This is a genomic window from Pseudomonas sp. Fl4BN1 (assembly GCF_009908285.1).
Taxonomy (GTDB): Bacteria; Pseudomonadota; Gammaproteobacteria; order Pseudomonadales; family Pseudomonadaceae; genus Aquipseudomonas.
This window is the reverse complement of record NZ_JAAARM010000026.1, coordinates 67,110-87,471: the sequence shown is the minus strand read 5'-3', so window position 1 is coordinate 87,471 and position 20,362 is coordinate 67,110. Positions and strand designations below refer to the sequence as shown.

Below are 20,362 nucleotides of genomic sequence, written 5' to 3'. Positions count from 1 at the left end.
GCGCACTACTCCGGTTCATTGCCCTGCAGATTGAGGGTGTAGTCCTTGAGAGGCGTCTTGAAGTAGGCAATGCCTTTGTCGTTGACCTTGCCCCTGAGCACTATTTTCTTAATCGTGTCGGCAATTTCATCAGCGTCATTTTCGCCACGGATAGTCGCTTCGATGCATTCGCCAGGCCGGAAGCCCACCGTTCGAACAATCAGATTGAGGTCGACATAATGGTCAGCCTCGCCCCCCACAACGCGACGATTCTCCAGGCCCTGGGTCCAATATATTTCAACCACTTTGCCGGGTGACGGCTTGACCGGCAGGTTGCACGTGGCATCCACGGCTACTGCCTGATCGCCTGGCGTGGCCGCTACGCTCGCAGATGCTGCGGATTCGCGGTCCGGCGTCTTTCCAGGCAAGGTCGCGGGGCTGGGTTGCTGTTTGACAGGCGCGGTTTGTGCGATGCAAAGCAGTGGATCGAAAGCCAGCAAGCCAACCAGGCCCGCCCGCAACATGAAGCCCTTCCACTTTCCCCGCACAGGCGACAGTGCTTCTGGCGGCTGATGGTTTGCTGGCCAGTGCGACTGGGCCAAGGCGATCAAGCCCTTCCAGGACCCGCCCTGAACCCTGCCGACCAGTAGCGGTGCGTGCTTGTGCTTGCCTGTGCCTGCAAAATCGCCAGGGTTCAGCGGGATCATGGCTGTCTCGGATCAGTGGACGAGGGTGTATCCCCGCGCGGTTGATGAGTGGTTTGGAGATGCCTCAGACGCCCCTCAATGCAGGTTCGCGCCGAGCCGCCGATCCAGACGTCGTCGCCGACCTGTTCCACTTCTATCCGCCCTGCCCGGCCCATGCTCAGGCCCTGGCTGACGCTGTAGCGAGCCGGCGCCAGACCGGCGCCCAGCAGCCATTGAGCGATGCCGGCATTCAGGCTGCCGGTGGCGGGGTCTTCGGGCATGCCGTCGCCGGCGATAAAGGCCCGCACTTCGAACTGCGCGTCGGTGGCGTCGCGCACTGGATCGCAGGGGGCAATGACCCCTACCGCCAGACCGGTGAGTTGCGGGTAGTCCGGTTGCAGGTCGAGTACCTGCCGGCGTTCGGCGAGCATTACCGCCAGCCAGCCGGCGCCGTTGTCGACCCATTGGGCGGCGATTATGTCGCCAGCGGCCAGGCGCAACCCCAGGCGCACTTGTTCCAGCAGGTCGGGCTCTACCGGGCCAGCGCGCAGCAGAGGCGGTGCCAGGAAGGCCAGTTGATCGCCCTGGCGACGAATGCGCACCAGGCCCACTTCGCACTCCTGGATGATTTCATCGCCCCGGGGCACGCCGCCGGATTCCAGCCAGGCATGGCAACTGCCCAGGGTCGGGTGGCCGGCGAAGGGCAGTTCCTGGGTGGTGGTGAAGATCCGTAGGCGGTAGTCGGCGCGGGGGTCCTGGGGTTTGAGGAGGAAGGTGGTCTCGCTGAGGTTGGTCCAGCTGGCGAAGGTTGCCATCTGTTCATCGGCAAGTTCGTCGGCGCCGAACACTACGGCCACGGGGTTGCCCTTGAAAGGCTTGGCGCTGAAGACGTCGACCTGTTTGAAGTCCAGGGAGTTCATGGTTTGTCCTGTCGGGGGGCGGATAGAGCGGGCTGGCGCACCAGCGCGTAGCGGTCATAAAACCTGAGGTCCAGGTCTAGCTGAGGGAATGAGGTTGTGGCCATTGGGGGGGGCGTACCCCCCCGATCGCTCAAGAAGCCTTGGGAATCTCCAACCCACGAATCACCGCCGGCCGCGCTACAAACTTCGCCAATACCCGCTGCACCTCAGGGAAGTTATCAATCCCCACCAACTCACCTGCCTCATAAAACCCGATCAAATTGCGAATCCACGGAAAGGTCGCAATATCGGCAATGGTATAGCGCTCGCCCATGATCCATTCCCGCCCCTGCAGATGCTTGTCCAGCACCCCCAGCAGCCGCTTGGCTTCGTTCACATAGCGCTCCAGGGGCCGCTTGTCTTCATACTCCCTGCCTGCGAATTTATTGAAGAACCCGACCTGACCGAACATCGGCCCGATACCGCCCATCTGGAACATCAGCCACTGAATGGTTTCATAACGGGCCGCCGATTCCTGGGCCAGCAGTTGCCCGCTCTTGTCCGCCAGGTAGATCAGGATCGCCCCCGATTCGAACAACGCCAGCGGTTGGTCGCCCGGGCCATGGGGATCGAGAATCGCCGGGATCTTGTTGTTCGGGCTCACCGAAAGAAACGCCGGGGTCATCTGATCCTGAGTCTCGAAACTCACCCGATGCGCCTCATAAGGCAGGCCAATCTCTTCGAGCATGATCGAGACCTTGACCCCGTTGGGGGTCGGCAACGAGTACAGCTGAATCCAATCAGGGAACTGCGCAGGCCATTTCTGGGTGACGGCAAAGGCGGAAAGATCGGTCATGACAGGCTTCCAGTGACAGTCAAAGGGGCTGCGTTTCTCGCAAGCAACGCGTCGGGGATTATCCGTCGGGCTTTCTTAAATCGGCAACATGCAGCGGTTAGTCTGAGCACGCATCGAACCAAACGCCGTTCAGGGACTCAGAGGCACTGCCTTCGCAGGCGGTGATGACAGGGAAAATAACGGTTTGTCAGCCCTCGCCCTTGCGCTGAAGAATCCCAGCCATGACTCTGTCCAGCCGCCTCAAGAACCGTAACTACCTGCTGCTCCCGGCCCTGTTGCTGGGCAGTGGGCTGTGCCTGTCCCTGGAATCCAGCGTCAGCCGCGCGCAGCCGGCGGACGGCACCCAGACCCTGGTGTTCCTGCGCCACGCGGAAAAACCTGCCGGCGGCCTGGGCCAGCTCAACTGCCAGGGCCTGAACCGGGCCATCGACCTGGCTTCGCTGCTGCCGGAAAAATTCGGCAAGGCGCACTACGTGTTCGCCGCCGACCCGACGCGCAATGTCGAGGAAGGTGAGCTGGACAATTCCTACAGCTATATCCGCCCGCTGATGACCATCAGCCCCAGCGCCATCAAGCTCGGCCTGCCGGTGAATATCGACTTCGCCGCCAACGACACCAGCGACCTGGCGGACGAGCTGCTGCATGACCGCTATCACAACTCGATCATCTACACCGCCTGGTCCCACGGCTACCTGCCGGAGTTGATCAACAAGGTCGCCGAAGAGGCCGTCGGCGAGACGCGCCCGATCACCGAAGACTGGGCGTCCAACGACTACGACTCGCTGTTTGTGCTGACCCTGACCTGGCGCAACGGCAAGGCCAGCCTGCACAGTCAGAGCTACAAGCAGGGCCTGGACAACGGCGAGCAGAGCTGCCCGAGCTGAGCAAACACCCCCGAAACCTTGGCTCGCCCTCAGCCAAGCGCCTGACCACGATTATCGGTTCAGCGCGTCAAGCGTCGCTGCGCTAAAATCCGCGCTTATTGTCTTTGCGCGGAATCCCCTTCATGTCCAATCTCGCCTCCACCCGCCCGGCCCAGGGCTGGTCGCTCTGGTGGAAACCCCTGCTGTTCCTGCTGATCGCCGGCATCGGCCTGTACTACGTGAAGTGGTCGCCCTACTACCTCAAGGCCTTTGTCGCCGCGGACAACCACAGCATCGGTGCGTCGATTCTCAACGATCAGCAAAGCTCGCCCTGGAGCGCCGCCCTGGCCTACTCCCAGGTGTACTTCCTGGCGATCTGGAAAGCGGCGGTGCTGGCGGTGATCCTCGGTTCCCTGCTGCAAGTGCTGATCCCTCGCGACTGGCTGCTGCGGCTGTTCGGCCGCGCCGGTTTCGGCTCGACCCTGCGCGGCGGCCTGTTCGCCCTGCCAGGCATGATGTGTTCCTGCTGCGCCGCGCCAGTGGCCGCCGGCCTGCGCCGGCAGAATGTTTCCGTAGGCGCGGCCCTGGCCTTCTGGATCGCCAACCCGGTGCTCAACCCCGCAACCCTGGTGTTCATGGGTTTTGTCCTCGGCTGGGGTTTTTCCGCCCTGCGCCTGGTGGCGGGCATTGTCCTGGTGCTCGGTGTATCGCTGATCGCGCAGCGGATTGCCGGCCCGGAAAAACTCCCGGAAGCCGCGGTCGACGCCGTGGTCGAAGCCAGCAACGTCGACCAGCAGCCGTTCCTGGTCCGCTGGGGCAAGACCCTGTGGCAACTGTTCTGGAGCACCATCCCGATCTACATCGTGGCCGTACTGATCCTCGGCGCGGCGCGGGTCTGGCTGTTCCCGCACATCGACGGCGCGATGGGCAACAGCCTGCTGTGGCTAGTCCCCCTGGCGATTGCCGGGACCCTGTTCGTGATCCCCACCGCTGCCGAAATCCCCATCGTCCAGACCATGATGACCCTCGGCCTGGGCACCGGCCCGGCGGTGGCGCTGCTGATGACCCTGCCGAGCATCAGCCTGCCGTCACTGCTGATGCTGCGTAAGGACTTCAACGCCCGAGTGCTGATCACCGTCGCCGTGCTGACCATGTTGGTCGGGATCATCTGCGGCTTGATTGGTGCGGTGCTGCTGTAGAAACCTGGTTGGCGAAGCTTGTAAGTGACTCACATTGACACCCCCTGAAGCATGCGACTACATTTAGTCGCAAAAAAAAGAGGGTGCCGTGTCCAAGAACGATAAGCTTCTCGCCAAGTTACTCAACGACCGGGGAACCTTTTCCTGGCAGGAACTGGTCACTCTGCTAAAGCGCCTGGGCTACACGCCGTTGGAGGGCTCGGGCAGCCGGGTAAAATTCGACAATGGCGATCCAGGCGCAATGATCAACTTGCACAAGCCGCACCCCGGTAATGAGCTGAAGGCCTACATACGCCGCCAAGTGATCGAGCAACTGAAATCGGGAGGTCTCATACCGTGAACAACCTACTGCAGCACAAGGGCTATTACGGCTCTATCGAAGTCAGTACCGAGGACAATTGCCTCTTTGGCAAACTTCAGTTCATACGGGCCCTGGTTAGCTATGAAGGGCAGACCGTGGCTGAACTCGAAGCGGCCTTCAAAGAGGCAGTAGACGACTATCTGGATACCTGTGAGCAATCGGGTACTGCACCCGAAATCCCTTGCAAAGGCTCGTTCAACGTTCGGGTAGGTCACGACCTTCATCTAGCGGCTGCAGTGGCCGCCACCCGGCAGAATGTATCGTTGAACGATCTGACCCGTCAGGCCCTGAACGAATACCTGCAACATCACGGCTGATTGTTGTCTCATGGAGGCCAAGGCGCTCATTGAATGCTGGCCTCCAATGGAAATTTCCACACGCCCCGCCGCATCGTCTTGAAACACATTGGTCAGAGAATGCCATTCCCGAAACCAGAGTTTTCGCTTTGTTTTGTAAGGGTTGTCCGAGAGAATCGCCAACGCCTTTGAGCGGCTTGTGCCCTTGGTTTTCGTCAGGCAGTCTCCCTGGGCCGCTGCACCATCAGCGGCTCGGATGTGGAAGTCCGGACATGAAGAACGTGCAACTTGCCTCATAGGAACACCTGTATTTCTCAATACGGGTGACCTCGCTCTATGGCAGCTGTACGTGGGGCACTCTCGAGTGCGCCGGATCCTTCAGTCCCGGTCTTCCACACCTACGTACAGCTGCCACCCTCTCAATGTGGAAGTGAGTTCTGGCAGTTCTTTAACGACTGGAGGACCCAACTCATGAAAAAGCTCGTCCCCGATCCACCCCGCCCGCTGCGCGACCCCGAACTGGATCGCGCCAACGCCAGCCTGCTCAGCGCTCTGCAACCTACCCAGCCACGCCCGTTCGGCCTGCGCGACGCCCAGGGCAATACCCTGTTCGCCGTGCAACCCGGGGTCAACGCCGAAGACGCCTTGAGGCACGTGGCCTTGCTGCTCAAGTGCGCCGAAGAGGTCTCCGATGAAATCACCGAACGCGCCAGCGGCATCGAGCGTGGCCTGATCTGGTCGATGGTGCATTCCGTGGAAATGGCCCGGGCCGTGGTCGAAGCCCTGCTCGACCGCCCACACCCGGCCCGCTGACGGCACCCGGAACCGCACGCTCACGTCCGCTGAGCGCGCGGTTCACTAATGACTACCGAGATTGCGGCGGGCGATTGCGCAGGTAATCGAGCACCGCGGCATGATCGCCGGTGAACTCGATCCGCGCGCCCTTGCTCTCGCGCTGGAAGGCATACATCGGGTCGTAGTACTCACCGAGCAAGCCTTCGATCCAGGCCCGATGCAGTTCCACATCGCCGCTGCGGGCCTGCTCGGCCAGGGCGGCTTCCATCAGCAGGAACAGCCGTTGATGCCGCTCGCCCCCCAAGCGCTTGTGGATCCGGTTGAGGCTCTCCAGCAACCGCTCGGCGAACTGGGCGAAACCCTGCTCGCCGTGCAGTTCGACAAATTCCGCGCTGAGGTTGACCACGTAGTCGTCGAGGATGCGCTGCACCCGACTCTCAAGGCTGTCTTCCAGCCAGACCATGGGGAAACCCTGCATGCCCTGGTACAACGACAACGGCAAGGCGCAGCTGCCGATCATGCGGTTCTCGTCTTCGAGGACGAAGCTCTGCAGCCCGCGATCGCGCTTCTTCAGCAGGTCCACCGCCAGGCGGTTTTCAAAATCGATATTGCTCGGCTGCCCGGTAGCGCGACGGCCAAAGCTGGAACCGCGATGGTTGGCGTGGCCTTCCAGATCCACGGCGTGCTCCAGCTGCCCCAGCACCTCGGTCTTGCCGGTGCCGGTCATGCCCCCCAGCAGCACGAAGTCGCACTGCTGCAAGGCCTGCTCGATGGTCTCCAGCAGGAAGGTGCGCATGGCCTTGTAGCCACCGCCGACCCGCGGGTAGTCGATGCCCGCGTCCTTGAGCCACTGCTGGGCAATCTGCGAACGCATGCCGCCGCGAAAGCAGTAGAGCAAGCCGTCGGGATGAGCCTTGGCAAAGTCGGCCCAGGCCTGTACCCGCTGAGCCTTGACCTCCCCGGACACCAACTGGTGGCCGAGAACAATGGCCGCTTGCTGGCCCTGCTGCTTGTAGCAGGTGCCGACCCGCTGGCGCTCCTGGTCGGTCATCAGCGGCAGGTTGAGCACCCCGGGAAAGGCGCCCTTGGCAAATTCGATCGGCGCGCGGGTGTCCATCATCGGCCGGTCGTTGAGGAAGATGTCGCGGTAATCGGTGTGGTCCTGGGACATCAGAACACCTCGACCGCGTAACTCTGTCGCTCTACCAGCTCGCCGATAGGCGCCAGGCTAAGACCCAGTTCCGCCGCCAGGGCAAGGAACTCGGCATTGCCTTCCGGGGTGACCGCCACCAGCAGGCCGCCACTGGTTTGCGGGTCGCAGAGCACGCGCTTGTGCAACTCCTGCAAGCGGCCGATTTTCTCCGCATAGCTGCTGTAGTTGCGCAAGGTGCCACCGGGCACGCAGCCCTGCTCCAGGTAGTACTCGACCCCCGGCAGGCGCGGCACCCGGTCATAGTGGATCTGCGCGGTGAGGCCACTGCCATCGGCCATTTCCACCAGGTGCCCGAGCAGGCCGAAACCGGTGACGTCAGTCATCGCGGTCACGCCTTCGAGCTTGCCGAAGCGGCTGCCGGGCTTGTTCAGGGTGCACATCCAGTCGCGGGCCAGGCCGATATCGGCGTCGCGCAACTTGCCCTTTTTCTCGGCGGTGGTGAGCACGCCGATCCCCAGGGGCTTGGTCAGGTACAGCAGGCAACCGGCGGTGGCGGTGTCGTTGCGCTTCATGAAGCGTTTTTCCACCAGCCCGGTCACCGCCAGGCCGAAGATCGGCTCCGGCGCATCGATCGAGTGACCGCCGGCCAGGGGAATGCCCGCCTCGTCACACACCGCACGCCCGCCACGGATCACTTCGCGGGCGATTTCCGGGGCCAGCACATTCACCGGCCAGCCGAGAATGGCGATGGCCATCAGCGGGTCGCCGCCCATGGCGTAGATGTCGCTGATGGCGTTGGTGGCGGCGATCCGGCCGAAGTCGAAGGGGTCGTCGACGATGGGCATGAAGAAGTCGGTGGTGGAGACCACGCCGCGCTCTTCGTCGATGGCGTAGACCGCCGCATCATCACGCGAAGCGTTGCCAACCCAGAGCTTGGGGTCGAGGTTCTGTGCCCCGCTGCCGGCCAGGATCACCTCCAGCACCTGGGGTGAAATCTTGCAGCCGCAGCCGGCTCCGTGGCTGTACTGGGTCAGGCGAATCGGCTCGCTCATGGGGCACCTCGTCAAGTCTGGGATCGGGATTCTAGCAGAGCGTTCAGGCACCCGGCCGGAGCGTGCCCTGATGGAACAGCATTTGCCAGCGCCCGTCATGCCGACGCCACAGCGAACTGCGCCAGGCGCTGCTGGCCGCCCGCCCGCCAGCTGCGGCGTTATGGCACAGGTAAATCACCTGGGCCAGATCGGCCGCCAGGCGCTGCACCTCGAACTCGCTGATGCTGCGCTCGATGAAGTCCTGCTGCACCAGGCTGTCCAGTACCTGAGCCTTGTTCCAACGCCCGCCACTGACGCCGAATTCGAGAAAGTCATCAGCCAGCAAGGCATCCAGCGCCTGGCGATCGGCGCGGACTTCGGCCTGTTGCAAACGGGTTTCCAGCGCCAACAGCAGTTGCTGCCATACCATGCACGCTCCTCCAGGGATCAATCCGCCAGTGCACTCTAACAGTGCTCCACTGGCCTGCAGCCTGCGGTCATTACGCAGGCTTGCAGATGCTCCAAGCACCTTGCCGGCCGTTTCCAGCGGTTTTTTCAATTTTTCATTTCAACTTGGTACGCCATGTGCAAACGTTTGCGAGCTGTAATTTTGTGGGTGTTCGCCGCCTTCTGCCGAAGGATCGAACACCAGGGACTTCACACTGCAAGAACAGGGACTTTCCATGCACAACCCTCTACGACGCCATGCGTCCTGCCGCGCCTTGGCCGTTTCGATGTTGCTGGCCGGCGTTACGGGACTACCCAGCGCCTTCGCCCAGCCCTCCGCCGCCGCGGCAGACGACTCGGCCCAGGGCGAAAGCCTGAGCAGCGACGTGCAACCGGCCAAGCCCGGTGCCTACCTCTCCGACTGGTACAACCAGGACTTGATGCTGATCGGCAGCAAGGACATCAGCTTCGGTCCGCGCCCGGCCGACGACATCTACCTGGAGTACGAATACTTCGGGCGCAAGGGCCCCTTCGAGCTGTACGGCTACATCGACCTGCCGAAGATCCTCGACATCGGCAACAGCCACGACAAGGGCATCTGGGACCACGGCTCGCCGCTGTTCATGGAGCACGAACCGCGGATCTCCATCGACTACCTGGCCGGCCGCAGCCTGGCCATCGGCCCGATCAAGGAATGGTATGTGGCCTTCGACTGGATCTACGACCACGGCAGTCGCACCGCCAACCGTGCCAACACCCTGTACAGCGGCCTCGGTACCGACATCGACACCCATTCGCGGGTCAACCTGTCGGCCAACTTCTACGGCCGCTACCAGTGGGAGAACTATGGCGCCAGCAACGAGTATTCCTGGGACGGCTACCGCGCCCAGTTGAAGTACATCGTGCCCATCGACCGCTTCAGCAATGGTGCATCGCTGACCTACATCGGCTTCACCAACTTCGATTTCGGTTCCGACCTGCACAAGGACAACCCGGCGCGTACCGCCAATGCCACGGTGGCCACCAACGTGCTGCTGTATTCCTTCACCCACCTGCGCTTCACCCTGGTGGGCCGCTACTTCCACAACGGCGGCAACTGGGAAGACGGTAGCGTGCTGAATTTCGGCGACGGCGAGTTCCGTGCCCGTTCCAATGGCTGGGGCTATTACGCGGGGGTCGGGTATCAGTTTTGACGCCGGCATCAACCACAGGCCGTTCGCGACGAGTTGCAAGATTGATCAGGCAGGATAAGCGCCGAATATCGGCAGTCATGGAGGTTTTATGCGTTTGATTCAAGATTGTTCATGGGCCATCGGGCTGGTGCTCGCGGGGGGATTGGCCAGCACGGCCGGGGCCACAGAGGCGCCGATCAAGCCCAAGGTGGTGCTGATCAGCATGTTTGCGCCAGAGGCGCAGCACTGGATCGAGCGGCTGCACCTGAAGCGCGAAATCCGCGTGCCGGGGCTGGCGGCGGAATATCCGAACATTCGCTGCAATGACCAGGATGTCTGTCTGTTGACCACCGGCATGGGCCAGACCAACGCCGCGGCATCGACCCTGGCACTGGCACTGTCGCCGAAGTTCGACCTGCGCCAGAGCTATTTCCTGATTGCCGGGATCGCTGGCATCAGCCCGCACCAGGGCACCATTGGCACTGCGGCCTGGGCCCATTACCTGGTGGAGTTCGGCACCCAGTGGGAAATCGACTCCCGGGACGCGCCCAAGGCCTGGCCCACCGGTTACCTGGGGATCAACACCAAGGGCCCGAATGAAAAGCCGCCCCTGGATTACAAGACCGAAGTCTTCGAGCTGAACCCCAAGCTCCAGGCCAAGGCCTTCGCCCTGAGCCATCAGGTGACCTTGAGCGAGAGCAAGGAATCGGCGGCCTGGCGCTTGAAGTATCCCCAGGCCCCGGCCAACCAGCCGCCGGTGGTGACCCGCTGCGACACCCTGGCCGGCAACACCTGGTTCTCCGGCACGCGCCTGAGCGAACGGGCCGAGGTCTGGACCCGCCTGCTGACGGACGACAAGGGCGTGTACTGCACCACTCAGCAGGAAGACAACTCCACCTACGAAGCCTTGCTGCGGGCCAGCCGCGAAGGCCTGGTGGACATCCAGCGCCTGGCGGTGCTGCGCGCCGGTTCCGACTTCGACCGTCCGGCACCGGGGGCCAGTGAAGTGGACAACCTGCTCAAGTACGCCGACCAGGGCGGCTTTGTCCCGGCCTTGGAGAACCTGTACCGGGCGGGCAATCCGCTGGTGCAGGACATCCTCAACAACTGGTCGACCTGGGAACAGGGTGTGCCCGACGCCTGACCTCCTCCCGTATGAGCCGGCTTGCCGGCGAAGGCGATCTCAAGGCCCTCTTCGCCAGCAAGCTGGCTCCTACCAAAGGCATAAAGCGCGGCGCATTCCCCGTAGGAGCCGGCTTGCCGGCGAAGGCGATCTCAAGGGCCCCTTCGCCAGCAAGCTGATCCCCAACCAAAGGCATAAAGCGCGGCGCACCTCCCCGTAGGAGACGGCTTGCCGGCGAAGGCGATCTCAAGGCCCCCTTCGCCAGCAAGCTGATCCCCAACCAAAGGCATAAAGCGCGGCGCATCTCCCCGTAGGAGCCGGCTTGCCGGCGAAGGCGATCTCAAGGGCCCCTTCGCCAGCAAGCTGATCCCCAACCAAAGGCATAAAGCGCGGCGCACCTCCCCGTAGGAGCCGGCTTGCCGGCGAAAGCGGTCTCAAGGGCCCCTTCGCCAGCAAGCTGGCTCCTACCAAAGGCATAAAACGCGGCGTATTCCCCGTAGGAGCCGGCTTGCCGGCGAAGGCGATCTCAAGGGCCCCTTCGCCAGCAAGCTGATCCCCAACCAAAGGCATAAAACGCGGCGTATTCCCCGTAGGAGCCGGCTTGCCGGCGAAGGCGATCTCAAGGGCCCCTTCGCCAGCAAGCTAATCCCCAACCAAAGGCATAAAGCGCGGCGCACCTCCCCGTAGGAGCCGGCTTGCCGGCGAAGGCGGTCTCAAGGCCCTCTTCGCCAGCAAGCTGATCCCCAACCAAAGGCATAAAACGCGGCGTATTCCCCGTAGGAGCCGGCTTGCCGGCGAAGGCGGTCTCAAGGCCGGCCCATTCGATAACCACAGAGCGCGGGCTCAGGGGATGAGGATGACTTTCTCGCCGCGCCCCTGGTTCACTTCGGCATAGCGCTCCAACCCTTGCTCCAGCGGCGACTCGTACAAGCCTTCCGGCAACGGCAGCAAGCCCTCGTCGAAATAGCGGCCGAACTGCTCCAGCATTGCCGCGCACGCCTCGACGCCGTACAGCAGCGAATTGATCCCCACCACCGAGCCCCCCTTGCGATACAGGGCCAGGGCCGGCAGTTGCACATGCCCGTCCACCGGCGCGGCAATGATGGCGATGCGACCGAAGGTGGCCAAGGCCGGCACCGCTGCCGGCAGCCAGAAGCCGGTGGTGTCGAAGATCACTTCAGCGCCGTCGACGTAATGTTCCGCAACCTGGGCCGCCAAGGCCTCGGGCTGGGCCAGTTGCAGGCTCGGATAACCCTGGACCTGCAGCGTCTGGACCTGCTGCGGACGCCGTGCCGCCGCCAGCACCCGGGCGCCACGCACCTTGGCCAGGGCCAGCGCCGCGCTGGCCACTGCGCCGCCGCCAATCACCAGCAAGCGCGTCCCCGCCACCACGCCGCTGCGCTCCAGGGCATCCCAGGCAGTGGTGTAGGGCACGCCGAGGCTGGCGGCCTGGGCAAAGCTCAGGTGCCTGGGTTTATGGGCCACGCCCTTGGCCGACAGGACTACGTATTGGGCATGGCTGCCGTCGGCGAAAAAACCCAGCTCCTTGCCGGTGCCCCAGACTTCCTGGCCAAGCAGCTCGGCCGGCCCCTGCTCCACCACTCCGGCGAAGTCCCGGCCGGGAATCCGTGGCAGCGTGGTGTAGGGAAAACGTCCAAGGACATTCTTCACGTCGCTGGGATTGAGACCCGCAGCCTTGATCCGTACCAGTACCTGATCGGCACCCGGCACCGGGGTCGGGACCTCCACCCATTGCAAGGAAGCAAGGTCGCCAGTGGCGGAAAATTGCAATGCGTTCATCGTCGTCTCCATCGGATAGAAGTCAGGATTCAAGACAGCCAATGGGCCAGCAGGTGCCGCCCCAAGGGCCACAGTTGTTCACCGCCGAGCATGCCCAGCAGGCCCACCAGGGCAATCGCCGGTGGTGCTGGCGAACGCACTTGCAAGGCACCGTAAAGCAGCCCGACCAGCAGGCCGGCCGCCAGGGAAATCAGGTAGTTCATGCTGCACTCCAGAACGCGGGGGGTCAGGCTGATGCGTCGCCTCGACACCGCGACCGGCAGCCGCTGCGGTGTTGTGGTATCTGGAGCAAAGTCTAGGCAGCAGCCGTCGCCGGCATCGGCCAAGTGCTTCAGGATTTCGGCCAAAACCGCGGCGCAAGGCGCTCAGGCGTGAAGTTCAGCGCCAGCGTAGTGAGAAGGCGCGATGCCCAGCTCGCGACGGAACATGTCGCTGAAGCTGCTGGGGGAATACCCCAGCTCACGAGCAATGCGGCTTACCGGCACGCCCTGGATCAGTTCCGCGGCCGCCGTCGCCAATTGCACCTGGCGCCGCCAATCGGCAAAGCCCAGGCCCAGTTGTTCCTTGAACAGCCGCGCCAGGGTGCGCACGCTGGCTCCCGCCGCATCGGCATGCTGTTCGAAGGTGATCTCCACCGAGGGCGCAGCCATCACCGCCTGGCACAGGTTGACCAGGCGCCGGTCGGAAGCGTCCGGCAAGGCGATCTTCAGCTGTGAGCGCCGAGCCCGGCGCAGCTCCAGCAGGGCCAGGCCCACCAAGGCCTCATAGTAGTCCGGCTGCTGGGCATCGGGAGCATCCACCAGGCGCACGATCAGCTCCCGCAGCAGGCTGTCCACCTGCAGCACCTGGACACTGGCGTCCAGGGTCGCCGCCAGGGACGGGCGCAGGTAGATGTTGCGCATCTGCAGGTCGCTGACCACGCGAATCCCGTGGACCACTCCCGGTGGCAGCCACACCGCGCGCTGCGGTGGCACCACCAGGGCTTCATGGGGCGTCTCGACCCACATCACCCCGCTCATGGCATACAGCAACTGGCCCCAGGCGTGCTCGTGGGGCTCGATGAACAGCCCCCGCGGATAAGTGCGCGCCAGGGGCTGCACCGGGATCGCGGTGTCACTGAGGTCGGGAGGGGCAGCTAGGGCCATGGCAAGGTCGCGGCAGGTCGGCGGGCACTTATGGTAACCAGCCATCGCGAGGGTCGCCAGCAGCGCGGCGAGGGCGGCGGCACATCCACATGAAGTGCTGCACCCAGCCGGCAAACCCGTTTGGCAAACATGCCCGGGGCGTCATGACCGCCTGTAGCCTGGTCGGATAATCCGAGTGAATTTTTCCGCGCGCCAAGGATCATTCAAGGATCACAGGGAGGAATAACGGCTTTATGAACAATGCAAAACTCTTCGTCATCGAGTACACCCTGCACGGCGTGCCCAAGTCCTTCATCATCCGCCAGGAAAAAATGGACAACGCCGAAGCTTGGCACTGGGCCAGTTGCGACGCCGGGGTCGGTCGCATCGCACGCTTCGGCCGGGAACGGGTGAAGAAGACCAGCAAGCCTGCGGCAGAGAACTTGGGTATCGAAAATGTCACCTGGCGACCTTCGGCCTAGGCGCCGGGTGAAACCCTGTGGCGGCTGGGGAGGCACGTACCACCTTCGGTGACCCGGATGCGGGTGAAGCCGGCTGGCCCCACCCGCCTTGGGTGCTCAGCCGTGGGCACCCTTGGCGCACTTGCAGCCTTGGGTGGAAGCGCACGGCTCGCCATGGGCGTGATGATCGGCACACCCCTGACAGCAGTAGTGCTTGCCGTGACGGACAACCGCATGAGGCCCCAGCTTGCAGGTGCAGGCCGGGCAGGCACAGGTTTCATTGGACATGGCATGACTCCTTATTCATGAGGCTCGAGGCCGCGAACCCTGCCGACACTGCAGGCCGTCACTCGGCTCGAGTCCTCACAGGTTAGGCCAGCCCTTCCCCCGGCCCCGGCACAGGCGACTGATGGTCGCGCGCACCTCATCGGCGCCAGCCCCTCACTCCCAGCCGTGCAGGCGCAGGGTCGCCCGCACCAGGCGCTGCTCTTCGTCTTCGATGTCCTTGAGGTTCTGCGCGATACCCTGGATATGCGCCACTGCCGCCTTGCGCGCCTGTTCCGGCAGGCGCCCGGTGACGGCGTTGTACAGCCGTGCGTGCTGGCGGTCGATCTGGCGCTTCGGCGCCGGGCGGTGATAGAGGTTGTTGACCGAGGCGAACACCGAATTGAGCAGCAGGTCGGTGAGCGAGCCCAAAGTCTGCACCAGCACCGGATTGTGCGAAGCCTCACAGATGGCCAGGTGGAAGGCATGGTCCAGCCGCGCCAGGGCGGCGGGTTCCAGGGCCTGCTCGTGGGCATCCAGCAGCGCCTGGTAGCTGCGGCCGATCAGCACGAAATCCGCGTCGGTGCCGCGCAGCGCCGCCAACCGCGCCGACTCGCCTTCCAGCAGGCTGCGCACCTCCAGCAAGTCGTAGAGGGTGCGCGGCTGGGAGCTGAACAGGTGCAGCAGCGGTGAGTCCGCGGCCGGCGCCGACAACTGCGCCACCTGGGAGCCGCGACCGTGCACGGTGTCGATAATGCCCCGGGCCCGTAACAGTTTCAGGCCTTCGCGCAGTGCTGTGCGCGACACCCCGAGCTTGGCGGTCAAGCGCCGCTCGGAGGGCAGCAACTGGCCGGTCTTGAACACCCCGTCGACGATCAGCCGCTCGATCCGTGCGCAAACCACGTCCGCTACCTGGGGCCGGCGAGTCGATTGTGGGTCCTGCATGGCGCCTCCCACTGGTATGACCAGTCATGTCCTGATGACCAACCCCATCCAACCGGGCCGCCAAGATACTGAAAATTCGCAAGTTATCGAAAGACCTTGGCCTCAGTCAAAAAACAAAGTGGTTCGACCACTGCACACACCCGTGGACACTAAAGCCCTACGGGCCAATGATGCAAGGCAGCCGTAATGCTCTCGCGACCTGATAAAAACAACCCAAGGTCCTTAGCCAGCCATGACCATTCTCTATGACGAAGCACTCGACGGCGCCCTGCCCGACGTCGACAAACATGCCCTGATCCGCGCCCTGCGCCAGCACCTGCCGGACCTGGAGCTGCTGGCTCAGGAACAACAGCTCAAGCCTTACGAATGTGATGGCCTCAGTGCCTACCGCACCACCCCGATGCTGGTGGCCTTGCCGCACCGCCTGGACCAGGTCCGGCGCCTGCTGCAGATCTGCCATGAACACCGGGTGCCGGTGGTGGCCCGAGGCGCTGGCACGGGTTTGTCCGGCGGCGCCCTGCCACTGGAGAAAGGCTTGCTGCTGGTGATGGCGCGCTTCAAGGAGATCCTCCATATCGATCCCGCCGCGCGCTGCGCCCGGGTCCAGCCGGGGGTGCGCAACCTGGCGATCTCCCAGGCGGTGGCGCCTTTGGGCCTGTACTACGCCCCCGACCCATCGTCACAGATCGCCTGCTCCATCGGCGGCAATGTCGCGGAAAACGCCGGCGGCGTGCACTGCCTGAAATACGGCCTGACCGTGCACAACCTGCTCAAGGTCGAAATGCTCACGGTCGAGGGCGAAGCCATGACCCTGGGCAGCGAGGCCCTGGACTCGCCAGGGTTCGACCTGCTGGCGCTGTTCACCGGTTCCGAGGGCTTGCTGGGGGTGATCACCGAGGTCACGGTCAAGCTGCTGCCCAAGCCGCAGGTGGCCAAGGTGCTGCTGGCGGCCTTCGACTCGGTGGAAGCCGCCGGCCGCGCGGTGGCCGCGATCATCGCCGCGGGGATCATTCCCGGTGGCCTGGAGATGATGGACAACCTGGCGATCCGCGCCGCCGAGGACTTCATCCACGCCGGTTACCCGGTGGACGCCGAGGCCATCCTGCTGTGCGAACTCGATGGTGTCGAAGCCGACGTTCACGACGACTGCGAGCGGGTCCGCCAGGTGCTGGAACAGGCCGGTGCCACAGAGGTCCGCCAGGCCAGGGACGAAGCCGAGCGGGTGCGTTTCTGGGCCGGGCGCAAGAACGCCTTTCCGGCGGTGGGCCGGCTGTCACCGGACTATTACTGCATGGACGGCACCATTCCCCGGCGCCAGTTGCCAGGCGTATTGCGCGGCATCGCCAGCCTCGCCGCCGAGTACCAACTGCGGGTGGCCAACGTGTTCCATGCCGGCGACGGCAACATGCACCCGCTGATCCTGTTCGATGCCAACCAGCCCGGCGAGCTGCAACGGGCCGAGGCCCTGGGCGGCAAGATCCTCGAACTGTGCGTGGCAGTGGGCGGCAGCATCACCGGCGAGCACGGCGTGGGCCGGGAAAAGATCAACCAGATGTGCGCCCAGTTCAACCGCCACGAACTGACCCTGTTTCACGCGGTCAAGGCGGCCTTCGACCCCGGCGGCCTGCTCAACCCCGGGAAGAACATCCCGACCCTGCACCGCTGCGCCGAATTTGGCGCCATGCACATCCACCACGGGCAACTGCCCTTCCCCGAACTGGAGCGATTCTGATGAGCGCGGCCACGGATTTCGATGCCAGCGCGGCGTTGCTGGAGCAGGTTCGCCAGGCATTGGCAAACGGCACCCCGCTGCGCATCCAGGGTTCCAACAGCAAGGCCTTTCTGGGACGCGACAGCGCCGGGGAGATCCTCGATACCCGCAGCCATCGTGGGATCGTCAGTTACGACCCCACGGAGCTAGTGATCACGGCCCGGGCCGGCACGCCACTGAGCGAATTACACGCCACCCTGGACGCCGCCGGGCAGATGCTGCCCTGCGAGCCGCCGTCTTTTGGCGATGGCGCGACCCTGGGTGGCATGCTCGCCAGTGGCCTGTCCGGCCCCCGTCGGCCCTGGGCCGGCGCGGTACGCGACTATGTGCTCGGCACCCGGCTCATCAGCGGCAGCGGCCAGCTCCTGCGCTTCGGCGGCGAGGTGATGAAAAACGTCGCCGGCTACGACCTGTCGCGGCTGATGGCCGGCAGCTACGGCTGCCTGGGAGTGATCACCGAAGTTTCCCTGAAGGTCCTGCCCAAACCCCGGCAATGCCTGAGCCTGAGCCTGGAAATGGACCGGCAGAAGGCCCTGACGCAGCTCGCTGAGTGGGGCCAGCAACCCTTGCCGATCAGCGCCGCCTGCCACGACGGCGAGCGCCTGCACCTGCGCCTGGAAGGCGGTGAAGGCTCGGTGGCCGCGGCCCATGACCGGCTCGGTGGCGACCCCCTGGATTCAGGTTACTGGAGCCAGCTCAATGAACAGCAGCTGGCCTTCTTCGATCCTGGCCTGCCGCTCTGGCGCCTGTCGCTGCCCCACAACACAGCGCTGCTGGGGTTGCCCGGCACACAGCTGCTGGACTGGGGCGGCGCCCAGCGCTGGCTTCGCTGCGATGCCCCCGCCGAGCACATCCGCAGCGCCGCCAGCGCGGTCGGCGGGCATGCCAGCTGCTACAGCCACGGCCTGCTGGACAGCCCGTTCCAGCCCCTGGCGCCGACCTTGCTGCACTACCACCAACGCCTCAAGGCGCAGCTGGACCCGCAAGGGATCTTCAACCCTGGCCGACTCTACGCGGAGCTCTGACCATGCAGACCACCCTCAGCCCAGAGGCGCGCGCACTACCCCGGGCCGCAGAAGCCGAGCGCATCCTGCGCAGCTGCGTGCACTGCGGTTTCTGCAACGCCACCTGCCCCACCTACCAGTTGCTGGGCGATGAACTGGACGGCCCGCGCGGCCGCATCTACCAGATCAAGCAGGTGCTCGAAGGCGCGCCAGCGACGATCGAGACCCAGCAGCACCTGGACCGCTGCCTGTCGTGCCGCAACTGCGAGACCACCTGCCCGTCCGGGGTCGATTACCACAACCTGCTGGACATCGGTCGCGCGGTGCTCGACCAGGCGTTGCCACGCCCCCTGGGCCAGCGCTTGCTGCGCACGGCCCTGCGCTCGCTGACGGCCAATCCGTCGCTGTTCAAGGCCCTGATCAACAGCGGCAGCCGCCTGCGCCCGCTGCTGCCCCACGCCGTGCAGGACAAGCTGCCGCGCCAGTTACCCCAGACCAAGGCGCGCCCCGCGCCGCGGCATGCACGCCGGGTGCTGCTGCTCGAAGGTTGCGTGCAACCGGGCCTGTCGCCCAATACCAACGCTGCCACAGCCCGGGTCCTGGATCGCCTGGGCATCAGCGTGCAGCCCGTGAGCGAGGCCGGTTGCTGTGGCGCCGTGGACTATCACCTCGACGCCCAGCACGCCGGCCTGCAGCGCGCCCGGCGCAACATCGACGCCTGGTGGCCACAACTGCAGCAAGGCTGCGAGGCTATCGTCCAGACCGCCAGCGGTTGCGGGGCCTTCATCAAGGATTACCAGCAACTGCTGGCCAACGACCCGGCTTACGCGGCCAAGGCGCAGCAGGTCAGCGCCCTGGCCCGGGACTTGGTGGAAGTGCTGCGCGATGAACCCGTGGAGCAACTGCAGGCCCGCAGTGGACAGCGCCTGGCCTTTCATTGCCCCTGTACCTTGCAGCACGCGCAGAAGCTCGGCGGCGAGGTTGAGAGGCTACTGGAACGCCTGGGTTTCAATCTCACCGCGGTGCCCGACAGCCACCTGTGCTGCGGTTCGGCGGGCACCTACTCACTGACTCAACCGACCCTGGCCCGGCAACTGCGCGACGACAAACTGCGCGCCCTGGAGAGTGGCCAGCCGGACGTGATTGCCACCGCCAACATCGGTTGCCAGACCCACCTCGACGGCGCTGGACGTACCCCGGTGCGCCACTGGATCGAAGTACTGGAAGCCGCCCTGCCCTGATCCTCAATCCCTGGAGCATGCCATGCAGCACAAAGCCGTACTGGGTCAACACGAAGTCCAGCGCATCCTCATCACCGCCCGCGCCGAGGCCCAACGCAACCAGTGGGCGGTGAGCATTGCCGTGGTCGACGACGGCGGCCATCCCCTGGCCCTGGAGCGCCTCGACGGTTGTGCACCGATCAGCGCCTACATCGCTACCGAGAAAGCCCGCACTGCGGCCCTGGGCCGGCGCGAATCCAAGGCTTATGAAGATATGGTCAATGGCGGCCGCAGTGCCTTTCTCTCGGCGCCGCTGCTGACCTCCCTGGAAGGTGGCGTACCGATCCGCGTAGGCGGCCAGGTGGTCGGCGCGGTGGGGGTTTCCGGGGTCAAGTCCGGCGAAGACGCGCAAGTGGCGCTGGCCGCCGCCGCGTGCCTGGACGGCGACTGAAGCGGGTTCAGGCGCGGCGCACGCTGCTGCGGTACATGAACAGCAGCGCCAGCGCCAGGCACAGCATCGCCAGCAGGCGGCTGCCGGACAGCTCGATGGCCGGGTTGCCGAACCAGCCGAAGTGGTCGATCAGCATGCCCATGCCCAACTGCCCGAGAATCACCGCCACCGTGGCCACTGCAGTGCCGACCCGGGGCACCGCGCCCACCATCACCAGCATGTAGACCACACCGAACAGCGCGCCAGTCAGCTGCCATTTCGGCGTTTGCAACAGGCTCATGGCCTGGGGCGGCTGGAAAAACACGATCAGCAGCCCGGTGATCAGGGCGCCCACGGCAAAGGTCAGCAGGCTGCTGCGCAACACACCGACGCTTTCCCCCAAGCGGCCATTGATCGCCGCCTGCACACTCAGCACCGCACCAGCGGCCACCACCACAACCAGCAATAGCAACAGATTCATCT

General features: G+C 64.4%; 24 protein-coding genes. 12 read left to right on the top strand and 12 right to left on the bottom strand.

Translation table 11 applies throughout. The annotated features are described in order from the left end of the window. Positions 1–5: 5 nt before the first annotated feature. The 3 genes from GV818_RS24550 to GV818_RS24540 all read right to left on the bottom strand — a co-directional run bounded on the left by GV818_RS24550 (position 6) and on the right by GV818_RS24540 (position 2,420). The gene (locus tag GV818_RS24550) at positions 6–686 is read right to left on the bottom strand and encodes a hypothetical protein (RefSeq protein WP_161777781.1); all 681 of its coding nucleotides are present in this window, start codon (positions 684–686) and stop codon (positions 6–8) included. Beyond that, positions 683–1,585, bottom strand: a complete 903-nt coding sequence (locus GV818_RS24545; protein WP_161777780.1) for a PhzF family phenazine biosynthesis protein — start codon at positions 1,583–1,585, stop codon at positions 683–685. The genes GV818_RS24550 and GV818_RS24545 overlap by 4 nt, the downstream gene beginning before the upstream one ends. A 130-nt stretch (positions 1,586–1,715) precedes the next feature. Further along, a complete protein-coding gene (locus tag GV818_RS24540) occupies positions 1,716–2,420 on the bottom strand; it encodes a glutathione binding-like protein (protein WP_161777779.1) in 705 nt (234 codons plus the stop codon). A gap of 221 nt (positions 2,421–2,641) precedes the next feature. On the opposite strand from GV818_RS24540, the gene GV818_RS24535 reads away from it, so the two are divergent. The 5 genes from GV818_RS24535 (at position 2,642) to GV818_RS24515 (ending at position 5,952) form a co-directional block, all read left to right on the top strand. Continuing rightward, on the top strand, positions 2,642–3,304 hold the full coding sequence (locus GV818_RS24535; protein WP_161759694.1) for a histidine phosphatase family protein: 663 nt from the start codon (positions 2,642–2,644) through the stop codon (positions 3,302–3,304). 122 nt (positions 3,305–3,426) lie between these two features. Then, the gene (locus GV818_RS24530; RefSeq protein ID WP_161777778.1) at positions 3,427–4,482 is read left to right on the top strand and encodes a permease; all 1,056 of its coding nucleotides are present in this window, start codon (positions 3,427–3,429) and stop codon (positions 4,480–4,482) included. 88 nt (positions 4,483–4,570) lie between these two features. Then, complete coding sequence (locus GV818_RS24525) at positions 4,571–4,822, top strand: type II toxin-antitoxin system HicA family toxin (protein WP_019094202.1); 252 nt, start codon at positions 4,571–4,573, stop codon at positions 4,820–4,822. Next, positions 4,819–5,160 (top strand): type II toxin-antitoxin system HicB family antitoxin, encoded by a 342-nt coding sequence (locus GV818_RS24520; RefSeq protein WP_072451388.1) that lies wholly within the window; start codon positions 4,819–4,821, stop codon positions 5,158–5,160. The genes GV818_RS24525 and GV818_RS24520 overlap by 4 nt, the downstream gene beginning before the upstream one ends. Before the next feature lie 450 nt (positions 5,161–5,610). After that, positions 5,611–5,952, top strand: a complete 342-nt coding sequence (locus tag GV818_RS24515) for a DUF3077 domain-containing protein (protein WP_161777777.1) — start codon at positions 5,611–5,613, stop codon at positions 5,950–5,952. Between the two features lie 52 nt (positions 5,953–6,004). On the opposite strand, the gene mnmH is transcribed toward GV818_RS24515, so the two are convergent. Genes mnmH through GV818_RS24500 form a run of 3 tightly spaced genes read right to left on the bottom strand, consistent with a single transcriptional unit; the run spans position 6,005 to position 8,548 of the window. Next, the gene (gene mnmH / locus GV818_RS24510; protein WP_161777776.1) at positions 6,005–7,105 is read right to left on the bottom strand and encodes a tRNA 2-selenouridine(34) synthase MnmH; all 1,101 of its coding nucleotides are present in this window, start codon (positions 7,103–7,105) and stop codon (positions 6,005–6,007) included. After that, positions 7,105–8,139, bottom strand: coding sequence for a selenide, water dikinase SelD (gene selD / locus GV818_RS24505; protein ID WP_161777775.1), 1,035 nt, complete (start codon positions 8,137–8,139; stop codon positions 7,105–7,107). The genes mnmH and selD overlap by 1 nt, the downstream gene beginning before the upstream one ends. Before the next feature lie 43 nt (positions 8,140–8,182). Continuing rightward, a complete protein-coding gene (locus GV818_RS24500) occupies positions 8,183–8,548 on the bottom strand; it encodes a DUF4440 domain-containing protein (RefSeq protein ID WP_161777774.1) in 366 nt (121 codons plus the stop codon). A gap of 253 nt (positions 8,549–8,801) precedes the next feature. Between GV818_RS24500 and GV818_RS24495 the strand changes: the two genes are divergently transcribed. Together GV818_RS24495 and GV818_RS24490 are read left to right on the top strand one after the other, a co-directional pair. Next, entirely contained in the window at positions 8,802–9,758 is a 957-nt protein-coding gene (locus tag GV818_RS24495) for a nucleoside-specific channel-forming protein Tsx (protein ID WP_161777773.1), read from the top strand. Positions 9,759–9,846: 88 nt separating this feature from the next. Next, positions 9,847–10,881 (top strand): purine-nucleoside phosphorylase, encoded by a 1,035-nt coding sequence (locus GV818_RS24490; protein WP_161777772.1) that lies wholly within the window; start codon positions 9,847–9,849, stop codon positions 10,879–10,881. Between the two features lie 822 nt (positions 10,882–11,703). Here GV818_RS24490 and GV818_RS24485 read toward each other — a convergent pair. The 3 genes from GV818_RS24485 to GV818_RS24475 all read right to left on the bottom strand — a co-directional run bounded on the left by GV818_RS24485 (position 11,704) and on the right by GV818_RS24475 (position 13,805). Further along, positions 11,704–12,660: a quinone oxidoreductase family protein gene (locus GV818_RS24485; protein ID WP_161759686.1), complete on the bottom strand. Its 957-nt coding sequence runs from the start codon at positions 12,658–12,660 to the stop codon at positions 11,704–11,706. Between the two features lie 29 nt (positions 12,661–12,689). Beyond that, entirely contained in the window at positions 12,690–12,863 is a 174-nt protein-coding gene (locus GV818_RS24480; protein WP_161759685.1) for a DUF1427 family protein, read from the bottom strand. 162 nt (positions 12,864–13,025) lie between these two features. After that, positions 13,026–13,805 (bottom strand): AraC family transcriptional regulator, encoded by a 780-nt coding sequence (locus tag GV818_RS24475; RefSeq protein WP_161759684.1) that lies wholly within the window; start codon positions 13,803–13,805, stop codon positions 13,026–13,028. Positions 13,806–14,038: 233 nt separating this feature from the next. On the opposite strand from GV818_RS24475, the gene GV818_RS24470 reads away from it, so the two are divergent. Further along, entirely contained in the window at positions 14,039–14,266 is a 228-nt protein-coding gene (locus GV818_RS24470) for a DUF6555 family protein (protein ID WP_161759683.1), read from the top strand. A 96-nt stretch (positions 14,267–14,362) separates the two neighbouring features. Here GV818_RS24470 and GV818_RS24465 read toward each other — a convergent pair whose 3' ends face one another. Next, entirely contained in the window at positions 14,363–14,533 is a 171-nt protein-coding gene (locus GV818_RS24465) for a metallothionein (protein ID WP_161759682.1), read from the bottom strand. Between the two features lie 153 nt (positions 14,534–14,686). After that, positions 14,687–15,454 carry a transcriptional regulator GlcC gene (glcC, locus tag GV818_RS24460; protein ID WP_161777771.1) on the bottom strand — a complete coding sequence of 256 codons (768 nt, stop codon included), beginning with the start codon at positions 15,452–15,454 and terminating at the stop codon, positions 14,687–14,689. A gap of 232 nt (positions 15,455–15,686) precedes the next feature. Here glcC and glcD point away from each other — a divergent pair, with 232 nt between their 5' ends. Genes glcD through GV818_RS24440 form a run of 4 tightly spaced genes read left to right on the top strand, consistent with a single transcriptional unit; the run spans position 15,687 to position 19,900 of the window. After that, on the top strand, positions 15,687–17,186 hold the full coding sequence (glcD, locus tag GV818_RS24455) for a glycolate oxidase subunit GlcD (protein WP_161777770.1): 1,500 nt from the start codon (positions 15,687–15,689) through the stop codon (positions 17,184–17,186). Beyond that, on the top strand, positions 17,186–18,250 hold the full coding sequence (gene glcE, locus GV818_RS24450; protein WP_161777769.1) for a glycolate oxidase subunit GlcE: 1,065 nt from the start codon (positions 17,186–17,188) through the stop codon (positions 18,248–18,250). The genes glcD and glcE overlap by 1 nt, the downstream gene beginning before the upstream one ends. A gap of 2 nt (positions 18,251–18,252) precedes the next feature. Beyond that, positions 18,253–19,470, top strand: coding sequence for a glycolate oxidase subunit GlcF (glcF, locus tag GV818_RS24445; RefSeq protein ID WP_161777768.1), 1,218 nt, complete (start codon positions 18,253–18,255; stop codon positions 19,468–19,470). A 22-nt stretch (positions 19,471–19,492) separates the two neighbouring features. Beyond that, entirely contained in the window at positions 19,493–19,900 is a 408-nt protein-coding gene (locus GV818_RS24440) for a heme-binding protein (RefSeq protein ID WP_161777767.1), read from the top strand. Positions 19,901–19,907: 7 nt separating this feature from the next. On the opposite strand, the gene GV818_RS24435 is transcribed toward GV818_RS24440, so the two are convergent. After that, a complete protein-coding gene (locus GV818_RS24435; RefSeq protein WP_161777766.1) occupies positions 19,908–20,360 on the bottom strand; it encodes a DMT family transporter in 453 nt (150 codons plus the stop codon). Positions 20,361–20,362 lie beyond the last annotated feature (2 nt).